This is a genomic window from Pseudomonas sp. S37 (assembly GCF_016658545.1).
In the GTDB taxonomy this organism is placed as follows: Bacteria; Pseudomonadota; Gammaproteobacteria; order Pseudomonadales; family Pseudomonadaceae; genus Aquipseudomonas.
The window spans coordinates 1-16,256 of sequence record NZ_JACVZC010000091.1 but is presented as its reverse complement, the minus strand read 5'-3'; the positions used below and the strand labels follow the sequence as shown (position 1 = coordinate 16,256).

Genomic DNA, 16,256 nt, shown 5'->3' with positions numbered 1-16,256 from the left:
CGGAAAAATTCAGGTCCGCAGGTTAGTGGCTCGCGGGCAGGGGATACAGCAGGGGCGGGGCAAAATACAATTGACCTGAAGTCACGAATACAGACCTCATTATTGCCGTAGAATCGGTTCACCTCCCATCACCGAGTAGCGCCCCATGAGTGAGCAGTTCGCCTTCATCCTCAAAGCCAAGACCCGCCCGGAAATGGCTGATGCGTTCGAAACCCTGTTCCGCCCCTACGTCGAGCCAAGCCGCCAGGAACCCGGCTGCATCGAGTACCACATGCTGCGCGACAAGGAAGACCCGAGCCTGTTCGTGTTCTTCGAGGTGTGGGCCGACCAGGCCGCACTGGACGTGCACTCGGCCCTGCCGCACATGGCCGCGTTCTTTGAAAATCGCATGGATTACCTGGAACGCGATTTCGACATCCAGCGGGTCGACATGCTCAGCGCTTCGTCTGCTAACCGTTGATCAGCAGATGGCCGCCCAGTGCGGCCAGGCCGATGAAGAAGCAACGCTTGAACAGCTGCGCGCTGATACGCTGACGCAGCCACTGCCCGGCCAGCATGCCGAGCAGGGCCGGCGCCAGCATCAGCAGCGAGGCGCCCAGTGCCTGGCCACCCAGGGCATCCTGCCCGGCCAGGCCCACGGCCAAGGCCAGGGTCGAGACCGTAAATGACAGGCCCAGGGCCTGGATCATCTGCTCCCGGCTCAGGCCCAGGCTCTGCAGGTAGGGTACCGCCGGCATCACGAACACCCCGGTTGCCGCGGTGATCACGCCGGTGACCAGCCCGCACAGCGGCCCCAGCCAGCGCTCATGCCGCGCCGCCAGGTGCAACCCCGGGCCGATCAGCCCATAAACCGCATACACCAGCAAAGCTGCACCCAGTGCGTGCACGGCCCATGGGCCACTGTTGATCCCCAGCCATGCGCTACCCAGCAAAGTGCCGACGAAGATCAGCGCCAGCATCGGCCCCAAGCGAATCAGCAAGCCCCGCAGGTGCCCGCCGCTGGCCAGCTGCCACAGGTTGGTCAGCGTTGAAGGCACAATCAGCAACGCCGCTGCCTGCGCCGGCGGCATAGCCAGGCCCAGCAGGCCCATGGCGATGGTCGGCAGGCCGAGACCGATCACGCCTTTCACCGCGCCAGCCAGCAGAAAGGTCATTACCACTAGCGCTGTCAGTGCCGGGCCTATGTTGTGATAGAAAGAGAAGAAGGTCGTCATAGGCCGATGATGGCGGCTGCGTGGTGAGGTGAAAATCTGCCATATACTCAGCCAGACTCTTGCACAGGCAGAGCCACATGCATTTCGACCTGATCGACCTCAAGCTGTTCCAGCACACCCTGGAGTGCGGCAACATCACGGCCGGCGCCAGCCGCAGCCACCTGTCACTGCCGGCCGCCAGTGCGCGCATCCGTGCCATGGAAGCCTCGCTGGGTATTCCCTTGCTGGAGCGTAACCGCCGTGGCGTACAGCCGACCCCGGCTGGCCAGGCGCTGTTGCAGCATGCGCGCCTGATTGCACAGCAAGTCGAGCGCTTGCAGTTCGACCTGGGCCAGTACGCGCACGGTCAACAAGGCCAGGTGCGGCTGCTGTGCAATACCGCAGCGCTCACCGAATACCTGCCCGAACTGCTGGCCAGCTACCTGGCGCAAAACCCGGGGGTAAGCGTGGACGTGCAGGAGCTGCCGAGCTTGCGCATCGTGCAGGCGATTACCCAAGGCATGGCCGACCTGGGCATCGTTTCGACCGCCGCCCCCAGCCAGCACCTGCAGACCCGACCATTTCGCGACGACCCGCTGGTGCTGGTGACGCCGCTGGGCCACCCGCTTGCCCGTGCGGCCGCGCCCAGCTTCATCGACAGCCTGAGCCATGGGCATGTCGGCTTGGGTGCCGGCAGTGCGCTGGCGTTGTACCTGGAGGAACAGGCACTGCGTGAAGGGCAGCGCATGCGGGTTCGGGTGCGGGCAGAGGGGTTTGACGGGGTCTTGCGCATGGTCGCCGGCGGGGCTGGGGTCGGGGTGGTACCGCTGGCTGCCGTGCAGCGCTGGCAGGGCGTGCTGCCGTTGCACTGGGTGATGCTTGAAGAGGCGTGGGCCAAGCGCAAGTTGCTGCTGTGCGCGCGGGATTTTGCGGTGTTGCCGGGCTATGCCGCAGCATTGGTTGAACGGTTGGTGGAAGCCTGAGGTTACGTCGCCGCCTGGGATGGCGCATTCGCGGGTGAACCCGCTCCCACAGGTTTAGCGTCAATTCTGGAAACACGGGTTCTTCTGTGGGAGCGGGTTTACCCGCGAAGCATGCTGACACACAATAGCGCCCTGTCGCACCACGAAAAAGGATTTTCCAGTGGCATCGATCTACCAGCTGAAACCTCGCTTCCAGGCCCTGCTGCGCCCGACCGTGCAGCGCCTTTACGACCGTGGCGTCACCGCCAACCAGGTCACCGTCGTCGCCGCCGTGGTGTCGCTGCTGCTAGGTGTACTGCTGGCCGCCCTGCCCCACATCGCCTGGCTGTTCATCCTGGTGCCGCTGTGGATGCTGCTGCGCATGGCACTGAACGCCGTCGACGGCATGCTGGCCCGGGAGTTCGGCCAGCAGTCCACCCTTGGCGCCTACCTCAACGAGTTGTGCGACGTGATCGCCGACGCCGCCCTTTACCTGCCTTTCGCCTTGCTGCCTGGTGTGTCACCGGCGCTGGTGGTGCTGGTTGTACTGTGCGCCACCTTCAGCGAATACGCCGGGGTCATGGGCCCGCTGGCCGGCGCCTCGAGGCGCTACGACGGGCCCATGGGCAAGAGCGACCGGGCGTTTGCCTTCGGCGTGCTGGGCACCGGCGTCGCCTTTGGCCTGCTCGATGGCAGCTGGGTCAACGGCCTGCTGCTGGTCATCCTCGTACTCTCGCTCTATACCCTCTACAACCGGGTTCGCCATGGGCTGGCCGAAACCCGCTGAGCCAATTGCCGCTGCAAAAGGATGTTGACCATGCGTCAAGCGCAAGCGCTGCACTTCTCCACCCATGACGGTGTCGAGTTGCACTACCGTCATTGGCCTGCCACCCGCAACGAACACCAGCCACGCCGAGCGGTGGTGATGTTCCACCGTGGCCACGAACATGGCGGGCGCATGGCCCACCTGGCCGATGAACTGGACATGCCGGGCTATGACTTTTTCGCCTGGGATGCTCGCGGCCACGGCCAGTCGCCAGGCGCCCGCGGCGACAGCCCGGGGTTTGCCACCAGCGTGCGCGATGTGCAAACCTTCATCGCACACATACAGACCCACCACGGCATCGCAGAGCAGGACCTGGTGGTGCTGGCACAAAGCGTGGGGGCCGTGCTGGTCGCTACCTGGGCCCATGACTACGCACCCAAGGTGCGTTGCCTGGTACTGGCCTCGCCGGCGTTCAAGGTCAAGCTGTACGTACCGTTCGCTCGCCCCGGCCTGAGGCTGCTCAAGGCCTTGCGCGGGAACTTCTTCGTCAACAGCTACGTCAAGCCGCGCCTGCTCACTCACGACCCCGAGCGGGTCATGTCCTATGTGGCCGACCCACTGATCAGCCGGCCCATTTCGGTGACCATGCTGCTGGGCCTCTACGAAGCCGCCGACCGGGTTGTGGCGGATGCCCAGGCCATCCAGGTACCCACGCAGTTGCTGGTATCCGGTGCCGACCTGGTGGTCGAGCGCCAGCCGCAGGAACGCTTTTTCGAACGCCTGGGCAGTACGCGCAAGGAAATGCACATCCTGCCGGGCTTTTTCCATGACACCTTGGGTGAACGTGACAGGGCTCATGCCTTGCGGCGCATTGAACGCTTTGTCGAGCATTGCTTCGCCAGCCCAGCCCCGGTACCGTCGCTGCTCGATGCCGACAAGGTCGGTGCCAGCTGCGCCGAAGCAGAAAGCCTGGCAGCGCCGCTGCCGCGCAACTCGCCGCGTGACCTGTACTGGCGCGCCACCCGTGCCAGCCTGCGCCTGGGCAAGGGCTTGTCCGAGGGTGTGAAGCTTGGCTTCGACACAGGTTTCGATTCGGGCAGCACCCTCGACTACGTGTACCGCAACCAACCCACCGGCAAGGGCAAGCTGGGCCGCCTGGTCGACCAGAACTACCTTGGCGCCATTGGCTGGCGCGGTATCCGCCAGCGCAAGCTGCATGTCGAAGAGCTGCTGCGCCTGGCGATCGCCCGCCTGCGCGACCAACAGCGCCCGGTCCATATCGTCGACATCGCCGCTGGCCACGGCCGCTATATTCTCGAAGCCTTGCAAGAGCTGCAGCAATTGCCAGACTCGATCCTGCTGCGCGACTACAGCGAGCTGAACGTGCAACAAGGCAGTGCGTTGATTGCCGAAAAAGGCCTGGCCAACATCGCCCGCTTCATTCAAGGCGATGCCTTCGACCGGCAGAGCCTGGCTACGCTGGATCAGCCACCGACCTTGGCCGTGGTCTCGGGCCTTTACGAGCTGTTCCCGAGCAACCAGCTGGTGGGCAACTCTCTGGCGGGCCTTGCCGATGCCATGGAGGACGGCGGTTATCTGGTCTACACCGGCCAGCCGTGGCACCCGCAACTGGAAATGATCGCCCGCGCCCTTACCAGCCATCGTGGCGGCGAGGCCTGGGTAATGCGCCGCCGCAGCCAGGCCGAAATGGACCAGTTGGTGGAGGCCGCGGGCTTCCGCAAACTGGCCCAGCGCATCGACGAATGGGGCATCTTCAGCGTCAGCCTGGCACAACGGGTGCGCTGAATGGGCCTGGCACGTGAACCTGGGCTGATCCGCCGCGGTGTGCTCTGGCTGCTGTTGCTCGGCCCACTGTTTTTCCTCAGCTACGGGCTGGCCAACAACCATACGGCCGGGCGCACGGATGTCGGCAGCCTGGTGTTCGGTTGGGAACAGGGCATGCCGCTATGGCCCTGGACGATCATTCCGTATTGGTCGATCGACTTGCTCTACGGGTTGTCCTTCCTGCTGCCGCGCACGCGCCAGGAAATGGACCGGCACGCGCTGGCGCTGCTCAGCGCCCAACTGATCTGCGTTACCTGCTTCCTGCTCTGGCCGCTGCGCTTCACCTTCGAGCGGCCTGAGCTGGGTGGGCTGTTCGGCTGGCTGTTCGATGTGCTGATGGGTTTTGACAAACCCTTCAACCAGGCGCCTTCGCTGCATATTGCGCTGCTTGTGATCATCTGGACGATGTTTGCCCGGCATGTAAGGCAGCCGGCCTGGCGCTGGCTGACGCATGGCTGGATGGCGCTGATCGGGGTGTCTGTGCTGACCACTTGGCAGCACCATTTCATCGACGTGCCAACTGGGGCATTGGCCGGGTTTGCCTGTGTCTGGCTGTGGCCGCACAAAGGGCGGTTACCTTGGCAACAGGCTGTTCTTGCGCGAGACGCCACACGCTGGCGGGTGGCGTTGTGCTATGCCGTGGGCGCCCTGTTGTGCGCAGTGCCTGCCATTGCGTTGGGCGGTGCCTGGCTATGGCTCGCCTGGCCGGCCATGTCGCTGGCTTTGGTGGCGCTGAATTATGCCGTGTTCGGCGCAGGCGGGTTTCAGAAAGGCGCCGATGGGCGCCTGTCGTCTGCAGCTTGCTGGTTGCTGGCGCCGTACCTGGTGGGCGCGTGGGCCAATTCGCGGTGGTGGACCAGGCACCACCCGCAGGCGGATGAAGTGTGCGATGGCGTTTATCTGGGGCGGATTCCCGGGTACGGCGACGGTGCGCAATTTGCTGCGCTTGTCGATTTGTGTGCAGAGTTGCCGTGCCATTTTCAGGACTGCACGGACCTTTGTAGGAGCGGCCTTGTGTCGCGAAAGGGCTGCACAGCAGCCCCGGCAATGTCTGCAGCGAAGCTGAAAATCTGGGGCCGCTTCGCGCCCCTTTCGCGACACAAGGCCGCTCCTACACCGATTGCGTCAGCGGTTGGATATCAGTGTTTTCCTGCCTTGGACCTGATAGCGCCAGAGCCTAACCTGTTGCACCAGGCAGCCAACGCCATCGAGCACTCCCGCGCCCAAGGCCCGGTACTGGTCTGCTGCGCCCTGGGCTATTCGCGCAGCGCCAGCGCCGTGGCTGCCTGGCTAATACTCACAGGCCGCTGCAGCGATGCCCGGCAGGCCGAAGCGCTGATCCGCAAGGCCCGCCCTGGTATCGTCCTGCACCGCGCACACCGCCTGGCCCTGCAACAGCTTGGAGTACAACCATGAACCTGCTCGTGGTAGCCGCATTGCTGGGCCGCGGCAAACAGCTGGAACGCCTTTCAGACGGCCTTACGCTGCTGGCCCTGGCCTACGGCCTGGCGCCTTTGCTGGGCGCAACGCTGCAACCGCTGACCAGCCTGCTGTGTTGCGTGCTGCTGATGCTTGGCGTGCTGCACAAGTACTGGGCCATCCGCGTTGCTGTGGATGCCGAACTGTTTGCCCGCTTCGCCGATAGCAGCGACCTGGCAGCAGATACCCTGGCCCTGGACCGTGCCCTGTTCGAACTGAAACTCAAGCCACAGGCCGCAGACGCCCGTGCCTGGCCCGCCCGCAGCCAGGCCGCGCTCGGCTTGTTGCGCCGCCAGGCCGTTTGCCTGGGCCTGCAACTGACGCTGGCCTTGGCTACCCTGCTGATGCTGCCTTTGAAGGGATGACTACCAATCCATGCTCGCCAACCTGACGGCCTACCTCATCACCTCCGCCGCCCGCCTGATCACCGGCGCCCGCGCCCTGTGGCTGGGTTGCACGCCGTTGCCAGTGCAACGCCTGTATTTTGCCAACCACAGCAGCCACGGCGACTTCGTGCTGCTGTGGGCCTCACTGCCGCAACCTCTGCGCAGGCGCACCCGCCCGGTGGCCGGCGCCGACTACTGGGCCAGACCGGGCATCCGCAACTTCCTCATTCGCAAGGTCTTCAATGGTGTACTGATCGACCGGCAACGCAGCGAAGGCCAAGGCAACCCGCTGCAGCCGATCCTCGAAGCGGTGGCCCAGGGCGACTCGTTGATCTTCTTCCCGGAGGGCACGCGCAACCTGGGCGACGAGCCGTTGATGCCGTTCAGGAGCGGGCTGTATCACCTGGCGGCGGCCAACCCGGAGGTCGAACTGGTGCCCGTGTGGATCGCCAACCTCAACCGGGTGATGCCAAAAGGCCGCGCCCTGCCCTTGCCGTTGCTTTGCACGTTGAGCTTTGGTGAGCCCCTGCACCTGCAAGCCGATGAAAGCAAACAGGCGTTTCTCGAGCGGGCCAGCCAGGCCCTGCTGAACCTGGCCCCGAAGGATGCCTGACATGGATGACAATACCCTCTCCCTATTTGCCGGCATCGGCGCCTTGCTGCTGCTCGCCAGCGTGATCGGCCGCTTGCTCAAGTGGCGCGCCGGGCCGGCACCGCACGCGGTAATCGACAACCTCAACGCCCGCATCAACGCCTGGTGGGTAATGGTGCTGGTGATCGGTCTCGCGTTTCTGTTCGGCAAGTACGGCGTGATCGTGCTGTTCTATGGCGTGTCGTTCTACGCCTTGCGCGAGTTCATGACCCTCACGCCGACCCGGCGCAGCGACTACCCGGCGCTGGTAGCAGCGTTCTATGTGGCGCTGCCGGTGCAATACGTGCTGATCGCCATGGACTGGTACGGCCTGTTCAGTATCTTCATCCCCGTGTACCTGTTCCTGCTGCTACCCATCCTGGCCAGCTTCGGCGGCGATACCACACGTTTTCTCGAACGTGCTTCGAAAGTGCAGTGGGGCTTGATGATCGCCGTCTACTGCGTGTCGTCGGTACCGGCCTTGATGACCTTGGATATCCCGGGTTATGAAGGCCGCAACCTGCTGCTGATCGCCTGGCTGATTTTGGTAGTGCAGATCAGTGATGTGCTGCAGTACGTATGCGGCAAGCTGTTCGGCAAGCACAAGGTGGCGCCCAACCTGTCACCCTCCAAGACCGTCGAAGGCCTGGCCGGGGGCGTAGCGCTGGCCACCTTGATCGGCGCCCTGCTGTGCTGGATCACCCCGTTCAGCTTCTGGCAGGCCGCGCTGATGGCGCTGGCGGTGAACGCCATGGGCTTCTTCGGCGGGCTGGTAATGTCGGCCATCAAGCGTGACCGCGGGGTGAAGGACTGGGGGCACATGATCGAAGGCCACGGCGGCATGCTCGACCGCATGGATTCGGTGTGCTTTGCTGCGCCGGTGTTCTTCCATTTTGTGCGGTATTGGTGGGCATAGCGCAGGCAGGCAGCTGGACGTCGAGCCCAGGCAACTGCGGCCCGGCATATGGCCCTATGGTGACGAGTCATTCAGCCAGTCACCAGGAGTTGTGCCATGTCCGATTTCATCACCGTCCTGCGCGAAACCTGCCCGACGCCGGTCGTGGACGCCACCAAGTGGAAGCGCATCGGCGGCGATCCGCACACCATCAACCTCAACGCCTACCTGTCGGCCGACGGCAGCAAGATCATGGGCACCTGGATCTGCACCCCGGGCAAGTTCGAGGTCAACTATGAGAAGTGGGAGTTCTGCCACTTCCTCGATGGCTACTGCATCATCACCCCGGAAGGCGAAGAGCCGAAGCACCTGAAAGCGGGCGATGTGTTCGTGATCGAGCCGGGGATGAAAGGTACCTGGGAAGTGGTCGAGACTGTGCGCAAGTACTTCGTCTTCGCCTGACTTCAAGTACCAGCATCACACTTTGTGGGAGCGGGTTAGATGATGCCTGCTGAATCGGGGCAAAAAAATCGCGGGTCAAGCGCCCTGCCCTCTGGTGCGCAGTTACAGAGGGAAGGCCGCCCGGCCCGCGATGAAGTCCACCTCTTGCATCAATCCTTCTTGCGATAACCCTCGACGATGGCCGAGAAGTCCTTGCCGCCCTCGCCGCGCAGGCTCATGGCCTGGTACAGCTGCTGGGCCACGGCACCGAGGATTACCGGTTGGTGTGCCTGGCGTGCCGCTTCGGTAGCCAGCCCCAGATCCTTCAACATCAGCTCGGCACCAAAACCACCGGTGTAACCGCGTGATGACGGCGCGGTCTCGATAATGCCCGGCCACGGGTTGTAGGTATCCGAGCTCCAGCAACGCCCGGTCGAGCTGTTGATGATGCCGGCCAGCACCTTGGTATCGATGCCCAGCGCGTTACCCAGGGCCATGGCCTCGGACACGCCGATCATCGAGATACCCAGCAGCAGGTTGTTGCAGATCTTGGCGATCTGCCCGGTACCCACCTCCCCGCAGTGCACGATGTTGCGGCCCATCTGCTCCAGTACCGGCTTGAGGCTGGCGAACAGCTCGGCGCTGGCACCGACCATGAAGGTCAAGGTGCCGGCCGCCGCGCCACCCGTGCCACCAGACACCGGCGCGTCGCCCATGTCCACGCCTTTGGCCGCTGCGGCCTTGGACACATCACGCGCGGTCTGCGGGTCGATGGTGCTGCAGTCCACAGTGGGGGTGCCGGGGCGAATGCCAGCCAGCACACCGTCTTCGTTCAGGTACACGCTGCGCACATGGGCTGCAGCCGGCAGCATGGTGATCACCAGTTCGCTGTTGGCTGCCGCGTCCTTGGGCGACGGGCTGATCTGCCCACCCAGTTCGGCCAGCTCGGCGAGCACCGCCTTGTTCAGGTCAAACAGGTTCAGCTGGTGCCCGGCCTTGATCAGGTTGCGGGCCATGGGCGCGCCCATGTTGCCCAGGCCGATGAATGCAATACGCATGAGGTGCTCCTTAGCGCAGGCTGATGGTGGTGTTCACACCGTCGTTGACACTGTCGTCATCGAACCAGCGGGCAGTGACGGTCTTGGTCTGAGTGTAGAACTGCACCACTTGCTTGCCGTAGGGGCCGAGGTCGCCCAGCTTGGAGCCACGCGAGCCGGTGAAGCTGAAGAACGGTACCGGTACCGGGATCGGAATGTTGATACCGACCTGGCCGATGTCGATTTCGCTCTGGAACTTGCGCGCTGCAGCGCCGCTTTGGGTGAACAGGCCGGTGCCGTTGCCGAACGGGTTGGCGTTGACCAGGGCGATCGCCTCGTCGAGGGTATCGACCTCCAGGGTCACCAGCACCGGGCCGAAGATTTCCTGGGTGTACACCTGCATGTCGGTCTTCACCCCCGAGAACAGGGTCGGGCCGACGAAGTTGCCTTGCTCGTAGCCCGGCACCTTGACGTCACGGCCGTCGAGCTCCAGCTTGGCGCCTTCCTTGATGCCGCTTTCGATCAGGCCCAGTACCCGCTCCTTGGCGCGCCTGGAAACCACCGGGCCTACATCGGTGCCTGGCTCGCAGCCGGCATTGACCTTGAGCTTGCTGGCGGCGTCCTTGATATCCGGCAGCCATTCGCGGGCCTTGCCCACCAGCACCGCCACCGAGGTGGCCATGCAGCGCTGGCCCGCGGCACCGAAGGCGGCACCGACCAGGGCGTTGATGGTTTGCGTGCGGTTGGCATCGGGCAATACCACCGCGTGGTTCTTGGCGCCCATCATCGACTGCACGCGCTTGCCGTGCTGGCTGCCAAGGTTGTACACGTGGGTGCCCACCTCGGTAGAACCGACGAAGGAAATCGCCTTGATGTCCTGGTGGGTGCAGATGGCATCCACCACCTGTTTGCCACCGTGCACCACGTTCAGCACACCGGCCGGTACGCCGGCTTCCAGCGCCAGCTCGACCAGCAGCATGGTCGACAGCGGGTCCTGCTCGGACGGCTTGAGCACGAAGGTGTTGCCGCAGACGATGGCCATGGGGAACATCCACAGCGGGATCATCGCCGGGAAATTGAACGGCGTGATGCCGGCGCACACGCCGATTGGCTGGCGCAGGGTGTAGGTATCGACACCGCCCGCGACGTTTTCGGCGAACTCGCCCATCTGCAGGGTGCCGATGGAGGCGGCGTGCTCGACCACTTCCAGGCCGCGGAAGATATCGCCCTCGGCGTCAGCCAGGGTTTTGCCCTGCTCGGCGCTGAGCACCTGGGCAATGCGTTTGGTGTGTTCGCGGATCAGCGCCTGCAGCTTGAGCATGATGCGCATGCGCGCGCCGATCGGGGTGTTGCGCCAGGTCTGGAAGGCGCGATGGGCAGCGGCCACGGCAGCGTCGACTTCTTCGACGGTAGCGAACGGTACGCGCGCCAGCACTTCCTGGGTGGCCGGGTTGACGATGTCGCGCCATTCGGTGGTCTTGGACTCGACCCACTGGCCGTCGATCAGCAGCTTGACCTGCTCGACTTTGGTCTGGTTAGGGGATTGCGGTGCGTTCATCTGCGTTCTCCTTGGAATTATTGTCGGGACGAGATCGCCAGCGCCGGGCAAACGCGAGGTGGCGTCCTGAGGCTTGTTTCGAGTATAGATGTGCAAACATCCAACAAGAACGCACAAAAAAACCGGATCATCATGCAAAAAGACCTCACATCCCTGAGCGCGCTCAACTGGGACGATTTGAAGTTCTTCCTTGAAGTGGCCCGTACCCGCAAGGCCAGCAGCGCCGCCAAACGGCTGAGCGTGGACTACACCACGGTGTCGCGGCGTATCAGCTCGCTGGAGGGGGCGCTGGGTACCTTGCTGTTCGAAAAGTCACGGACCAACGGCTTTGTCCTCACCGCCGAGGGCCAACGCTTGCTCGGTTATGCCGAATCCATCGAAAGCACGCTGCATATGGCTTGCGAGCAGGTATCCGGGTCGGGCGTGGCGTTGTCGGGGCATGTGCGCATGGGCTGCACCGAGGGCTTTGGCAGCTTCTTCATTACCCCGCAGCTCAGCCACTTCGTCGATGCCTACCCGGCGATTTCGGTGGATATCCTGCCGCTGCCGCACTTCATCAGCCTGTCCAAGCGCGAGGCGGACATCGTCATTGCTCTGGAACGGCCGGAGCATGGGCCTTATGTGTGCTGCAAACTGTGCGATTACCGTTTGCGGCTGTACGCAACCCAGGACTACCTGGACAACCACGCGCCGATTCGCCAGATAGCGGACCTGGCCAGGCATCCGTTCATCAGTTACGTGGATGACCTGGCGTTCAGTTCGGAGCTGCTGTATCTGGCCAACCTGATCCCCAGCGCCAGCGCGCATTTGCGCAGTACCAGCGTGATTGCCCAGTACACGGCTGCGTTGCAGGGGCGTGGGTTGGCGATTTTGCCGTGCTTCCTGGCCGCGCAGGACCCGCGTTTGGTGACGGTACTGCCGGAAGAGATCGAGGTGACGCGGCAGTTCTGGATGTATTGCCGGGAGGATTTGAGGAAGTTGAAGCGGATTACCCTGTTGTGGGATTACATCCGCGGGGTGACGGAGGCGAATGCACCGTTGCTGATGGGGGAAACGCGGGAGATGAGTTTTGCGTAGCCTAGATCGACAAGGAGTAAGGGTGCCTCATCGTACCTACTGCAAGGGGGCGTAATCAACGACTTGTGACAGGGGTTGTGACAGCATTTGTGACAGTCGATGGGGTTCTTAACAGTGAAGCAGACCCCAAGCGAGCATCGATGCAGATAAGAGTTACAGGCAGGTCATTTTTTCGAGCTAGTCTTGTCACAAAAATGAGAGGGGTTGGAATGCGTCTGTATTACCTTACGTCCGAGCATTGGGCCAAAGTTATTCTGAAGGAGCGTCGAGTTAAGCTATCGACAATAAATGAGCTAAGTTATCCTTTCGAATTACTCGGCGCCTCCTACTCGATCCACTGATGGCGTTGTGCCTTCGTTGCTTGGCGGTGTATCCTTGGAGAAATCAGGTTGTACGGTGCTAGAGATGACTACTCATACGCAAAAGAAGCTGGATGAAATAGAACGTAAATTCATTGAGATTGCTACCCACGTTAAATTTCAGAACAAGAAAGGTCGTACCGATATTAATGATGATATGGAACGGTTTTTCAAGCAGGTGTTGAATGCCTATTATGGGTATGACCTCAGAACCACCAATGAGAAAATGAGCACGTTTCCGGCGATTGATCTGAGAGATTTGGGGAATCGTGTTTGCTATCAGATTACATCCACTAATAGACCGGCAAAAATAAAGTCTACAATCGATACCTTTGTTAGTAAAAAAATGTTCAATGAGTACGACGATCTTGTTTTTCTTATACTGACTGATCAGCCTGTGTGTAAAATACCAGAGTTTCCTCCAGGACTAATGGTAAATACGACTTTATCTATCATATCCATAATTGATTTGGATTTTCAAATCAGCAGAATTCATGATGAGTACAAGATTAACAAGATACACAGTTTGGCGATGCTGGAATATGCACCACCATCTGGCTCGCGTAGTTATGTTATTAAAGCCCCTGCAAAAAGTAATTTTCTTTCAATGCAACGGCTCATTGATCAATCTGGTTACGACTCTAAAGAAAATAAAGACGAAATAAGCACGTACATTCGTGACTTTACAAAATTCGTCGAAATGCTTGAAGGAATGGAGGTTGCGCAAAGGTTGACTTTGCACAAACTGGTCATGAAGTCTGAATTGCGTCCTCGTTTTCATGACTGGTTATATTATCGGAAGAAAAGGTCCGCTTTTGATTTCAGAGAAGATAAGGAAGCTTTGGAGTCTCTAGAGGGGCAATGCTTCGATTATGACTGGTACTTTGAAATTGACAATGAAGGCGAATTTCCTGCTATATGCTTGAAGAAAATGACAAAGCTTGATCTCAATATTTTCGAGGAGATTAGAAAAATAGCTGATTATGATGAGGATGTAGTGAGGGAAATGATTGTAAGTCTTGATTTCAAATGCATAGCCCTTTGAATGACATGATTTCTCTCTCCCTAGCACCAGGGAGTCTCTTGGTAAAGAATTCGTAATACTCACAGATTTGGAATTTGACACATGCCACTCGCGACAAAAAACGTCTTCATCGACACGGAATTTTATGTCAAAGCCGAAATGGATTTTGAGTCCCAAACCTTCAAATCATTTGAAGAGCTGTGTCAGAAAGGTGAAATGGTTCACATCACGAGCACAGTGGTAGAGCAAGAAGTCAAAAAGAAGATTCTGGAATCCATCAAGGAAGGTCTGAAAAATTTAGAGAATTTCAAAAAGCGAGCTGGATTCCTTCGCAATGACGATGAACTGGCTGGCAAGATTTTCCCTGAATTGACAGAGGATGGTTTGAAGAAAAAGGGTTACGACGATTTCCAAGGTTTTCTGGAATCTTCGAATGCTAAAATTGTGGACATGAGCAAGGTAAACCCAAACGAGATTCTTGACATGTTCTTCAAGCAGATCAGACCGTTTGGAGCCAAAAAGCAAACCGAATTCAGAGACGCCTTTTCCCTGCTCGCCATCCGATCCGCTCTACGACGAGGCGAGAAAGTCTACGTTATTTCCTCAGACCCAGATCATCGCGCGTTTTGCCAAGGTAATGATCAGTTTATTAGCGTAGACACGCTAAGTGCTATGCTCGACATATGTTACAAACACATCGATGCACGGGCGAAATTCGTTGAGAAGTTCCTGCTGGATAAGAACGACGCAATCAGAGAAGAAATCAGATCGCTTCTGAATGATGCAGATGGATATAACTCGTCGACTTGGGAAGATGCAGAGGTTGATCATTTTGAGGTTATAGATATTGAAGACTTCATACCACAAATTACTCACTTAGACACTGAAAGTTGCCTCATAAATTTTGACGTAGCTGTGAAATTCAAAATCGAGGTATCTGGTCCGGATACCGCAAATAACTACTACGATAAGGAAGATGACGTACTCCACGTCTTTGATTCACTAGAACGAGTAGAAGAGGAAGAACATAGTTTTTCCGTTGAAATTGAACTTGCTTTCGAATCTGATGAGGGCGAATTTATCAACGAGGAGTTTTATCTATCTATTATTGGTTTGCATAAAGGGATTGAGTTCGACGTAGAAGAATATCCTTACGAAGACCCAAGAATGTAAACCACACAAGAAAAATCCGTATGTTTACCGTACTCAAATCCGTGGTGATGGATAAGTTTGCATATAGGTCCGACCAGTTTAATATCCCGGACTTCTAGAAAAAACTGGTGGACGGTTTAAATATTAAAATCCGTGAGCTTGCGCAGGATCGCGCATAAGGCGTGTTAGCGGAAAGCCGGTGCTTCCGCATTCACTCAGCTTCTATATGTGACACCTCCATATAATTAAGTGTAATGATGCCCAACGAACGTATGTTCAAATGGACAAAAGAAAGCCCCCGCACTCACCTAATCTAAGCGAATGAGGGGAGCTAAGGAGAATTGGTGCCACTGTGATTGAGGGTTCATAAGTGGCAGGGAGCAACGCTGATCAAGAAGGAAGGCAAGACCACGTTGCTCATGGTACGTCGAGGAAACGAGGTTAAGGACCATTGAGAGAGTTAGGGAAATGGTCAACCTAAAGGTCTGTGAGACTTTACTTTCTCAATAGTTACAATTACACACTTCCAAATCATATTTATCCATACGTTGCAAGTTTTTTTGCACTTTACACCAACAATTTTTTACCAATAGCTATTCCAGATCAGCTTGAGCACAACACCACCATCAACATCTTCTCAACCACTTCCACGGCTTTTCTTACGCTGCAGAAGAATTCTAAATGCAATATTCCTTTCTTCATCGTCCACTCCACCTGCACCTTCCTTATAGATCGCCAAAAGCTCAGAGCTAGGCAACTTCATGTAGCTTTCAACGATCAACTTTCTCCGTTCTGCTGTCATCTTAATACTTTTAGTCGCACTATCTGCATACGACTGGCCGTTATTCATGACATGAACAGCGACATTAGACAAGGTTTTTCCAACCAAACTGGCAGCAGACGAAATTTTCTTTTTGTTGGTGCCATTAGCAAAGTTATCCCTCACCTCGCCCCAAGCTTTTCCAAGGTCGTAATAATATCCAGATTCTTTACCACCATCCTTGCCACTCATATAACGTCTCCATACCAAACTTTTCTTTGTCACACTTGACGCAAGAGCTACCATAGCTCAGCTGCCGTCAGCGCTAAATAGCTTCTTGAGTAGCTCGGTGATTGTTCCAACCGGCACCCCTGCCCCATAAGTGTCAAAAGTAATCGTACCTGAAGCGTGCCCCATGATAGCTTGAGCGTGAATGATAGGAACCCCCTTGGCTTGCCTCAACGAAGCCAGCGAGTGCCGCAATGAGTGGAATACTAAACCACGTTCATATTCATCCCCTAGAGCAGCAGGGATAGCGTGCTGATTAACCCACTCACCTGACGGCCTGTAACCAATCTGGGCCAGCGATTCGCTCCCACTGCGGCGGATAACATCTACGTACCTTAAGAACGCTGCTAGCCTCTGTCTGAAATCCCAAGAAACTGAAATGTGGCCCCGGAACAGCCTGGGA

16 protein-coding genes and 1 pseudogene are annotated in these 16,256 nt (G+C 58.6%); 12 read left to right on the top strand and 5 right to left on the bottom strand.

Going from position 1 to position 16,256, the window contains the following annotated elements:
- Positions 1 to 145: 145 nt before the first annotated feature.
- Complete coding sequence (locus IAE39_RS21805) at positions 146 to 460, top strand: putative quinol monooxygenase (protein WP_201206427.1); 315 nt, start codon at positions 146 to 148, stop codon at positions 458 to 460.
- Here the strand turns inward: IAE39_RS21805 and IAE39_RS21800 are convergent.
- Positions 450 to 1,214 carry a sulfite exporter TauE/SafE family protein gene (locus IAE39_RS21800; protein ID WP_201206425.1) on the bottom strand — a complete coding sequence of 255 codons (765 nt, stop codon included), beginning with the start codon at positions 1,212 to 1,214 and terminating at the stop codon, positions 450 to 452. The genes IAE39_RS21805 and IAE39_RS21800 overlap by 11 nt on opposite strands.
- A 77-nt stretch (positions 1,215 to 1,291) precedes the next feature.
- Between IAE39_RS21800 and IAE39_RS21795 the strand changes: the two genes are divergently transcribed.
- The 8 genes from IAE39_RS21795 (at position 1,292) to IAE39_RS21760 (ending at position 8,619) form a co-directional block, all read left to right on the top strand.
- Complete coding sequence (locus IAE39_RS21795) at positions 1,292 to 2,176, top strand: LysR family transcriptional regulator (RefSeq protein ID WP_201206423.1); 885 nt, start codon at positions 1,292 to 1,294, stop codon at positions 2,174 to 2,176.
- 160 nt (positions 2,177 to 2,336) lie between these two features.
- Entirely contained in the window at positions 2,337 to 2,942 is a 606-nt protein-coding gene (locus IAE39_RS21790; protein ID WP_201206420.1) for a CDP-alcohol phosphatidyltransferase family protein, read from the top strand.
- Between the two features lie 30 nt (positions 2,943 to 2,972).
- Positions 2,973 to 4,727, top strand: coding sequence for a bifunctional alpha/beta hydrolase/class I SAM-dependent methyltransferase (locus IAE39_RS21785; RefSeq protein WP_201206418.1), 1,755 nt, complete (start codon positions 2,973 to 2,975; stop codon positions 4,725 to 4,727).
- Complete coding sequence (locus tag IAE39_RS21780) at positions 4,728 to 6,182, top strand: phosphatase PAP2/dual specificity phosphatase family protein (RefSeq protein ID WP_201206416.1); 1,455 nt, start codon at positions 4,728 to 4,730, stop codon at positions 6,180 to 6,182.
- A complete protein-coding gene (locus tag IAE39_RS21775) occupies positions 6,179 to 6,610 on the top strand; it encodes a hypothetical protein (RefSeq protein WP_201206414.1) in 432 nt (143 codons plus the stop codon). Before IAE39_RS21780 ends, IAE39_RS21775 begins: the two co-directional genes overlap by 4 nt.
- Positions 6,611 to 6,620: 10 nt before the next feature.
- The gene (locus tag IAE39_RS21770) at positions 6,621 to 7,244 is read left to right on the top strand and encodes a lysophospholipid acyltransferase family protein (RefSeq protein ID WP_201206412.1); all 624 of its coding nucleotides are present in this window, start codon (positions 6,621 to 6,623) and stop codon (positions 7,242 to 7,244) included.
- Position 7,245: 1 nt separating this feature from the next.
- On the top strand, positions 7,246 to 8,178 hold the full coding sequence (locus tag IAE39_RS21765; RefSeq protein WP_201206410.1) for a phosphatidate cytidylyltransferase: 933 nt from the start codon (positions 7,246 to 7,248) through the stop codon (positions 8,176 to 8,178).
- A 96-nt stretch (positions 8,179 to 8,274) separates the two neighbouring features.
- Entirely contained in the window at positions 8,275 to 8,619 is a 345-nt protein-coding gene (locus IAE39_RS21760) for a cupin domain-containing protein (protein WP_201206409.1), read from the top strand.
- A 149-nt stretch (positions 8,620 to 8,768) separates the two neighbouring features.
- Here the strand turns inward: IAE39_RS21760 and mmsB are convergent, their stop codons facing one another.
- Together mmsB and IAE39_RS21750 are read right to left on the bottom strand one after the other, a co-directional pair.
- Positions 8,769 to 9,656 carry a 3-hydroxyisobutyrate dehydrogenase gene (mmsB, locus tag IAE39_RS21755; protein ID WP_201206407.1) on the bottom strand — a complete coding sequence of 296 codons (888 nt, stop codon included), beginning with the start codon at positions 9,654 to 9,656 and terminating at the stop codon, positions 8,769 to 8,771.
- Positions 9,657 to 9,666: 10 nt separating this feature from the next.
- Positions 9,667 to 11,193: a CoA-acylating methylmalonate-semialdehyde dehydrogenase gene (locus IAE39_RS21750; protein WP_201206405.1), complete on the bottom strand. Its 1,527-nt coding sequence runs from the start codon at positions 11,191 to 11,193 to the stop codon at positions 9,667 to 9,669.
- Between the two features lie 132 nt (positions 11,194 to 11,325).
- Between IAE39_RS21750 and IAE39_RS21745 the strand changes: the two genes are divergently transcribed.
- The 3 genes from IAE39_RS21745 (at position 11,326) to IAE39_RS21735 (ending at position 14,826) form a co-directional block, all read left to right on the top strand.
- Positions 11,326 to 12,270, top strand: a complete 945-nt coding sequence (locus IAE39_RS21745) for a LysR family transcriptional regulator (RefSeq protein WP_201206403.1) — start codon at positions 11,326 to 11,328, stop codon at positions 12,268 to 12,270.
- 405 nt (positions 12,271 to 12,675) lie between these two features.
- Entirely contained in the window at positions 12,676 to 13,674 is a 999-nt protein-coding gene (locus IAE39_RS21740; protein WP_201206401.1) for an SMEK domain-containing protein, read from the top strand.
- Positions 13,675 to 13,755: 81 nt separating this feature from the next.
- Positions 13,756 to 14,826, top strand: coding sequence for a PIN domain-containing protein (locus tag IAE39_RS21735; protein WP_201206399.1), 1,071 nt, complete (start codon positions 13,756 to 13,758; stop codon positions 14,824 to 14,826).
- Positions 14,827 to 15,442: 616 nt separating this feature from the next.
- On the opposite strand, the gene IAE39_RS21730 is transcribed toward IAE39_RS21735, so the two are convergent.
- Together IAE39_RS21730 and IAE39_RS29760 are read right to left on the bottom strand one after the other, a co-directional pair.
- Positions 15,443 to 15,817 (bottom strand): hypothetical protein, encoded by a 375-nt coding sequence (locus tag IAE39_RS21730; RefSeq protein WP_201206397.1) that lies wholly within the window; start codon positions 15,815 to 15,817, stop codon positions 15,443 to 15,445.
- Between the two features lie 57 nt (positions 15,818 to 15,874).
- Positions 15,875 to 16,256 (bottom strand): annotated as a pseudogene (locus IAE39_RS29760) (hypothetical protein); the annotation flags it as partial.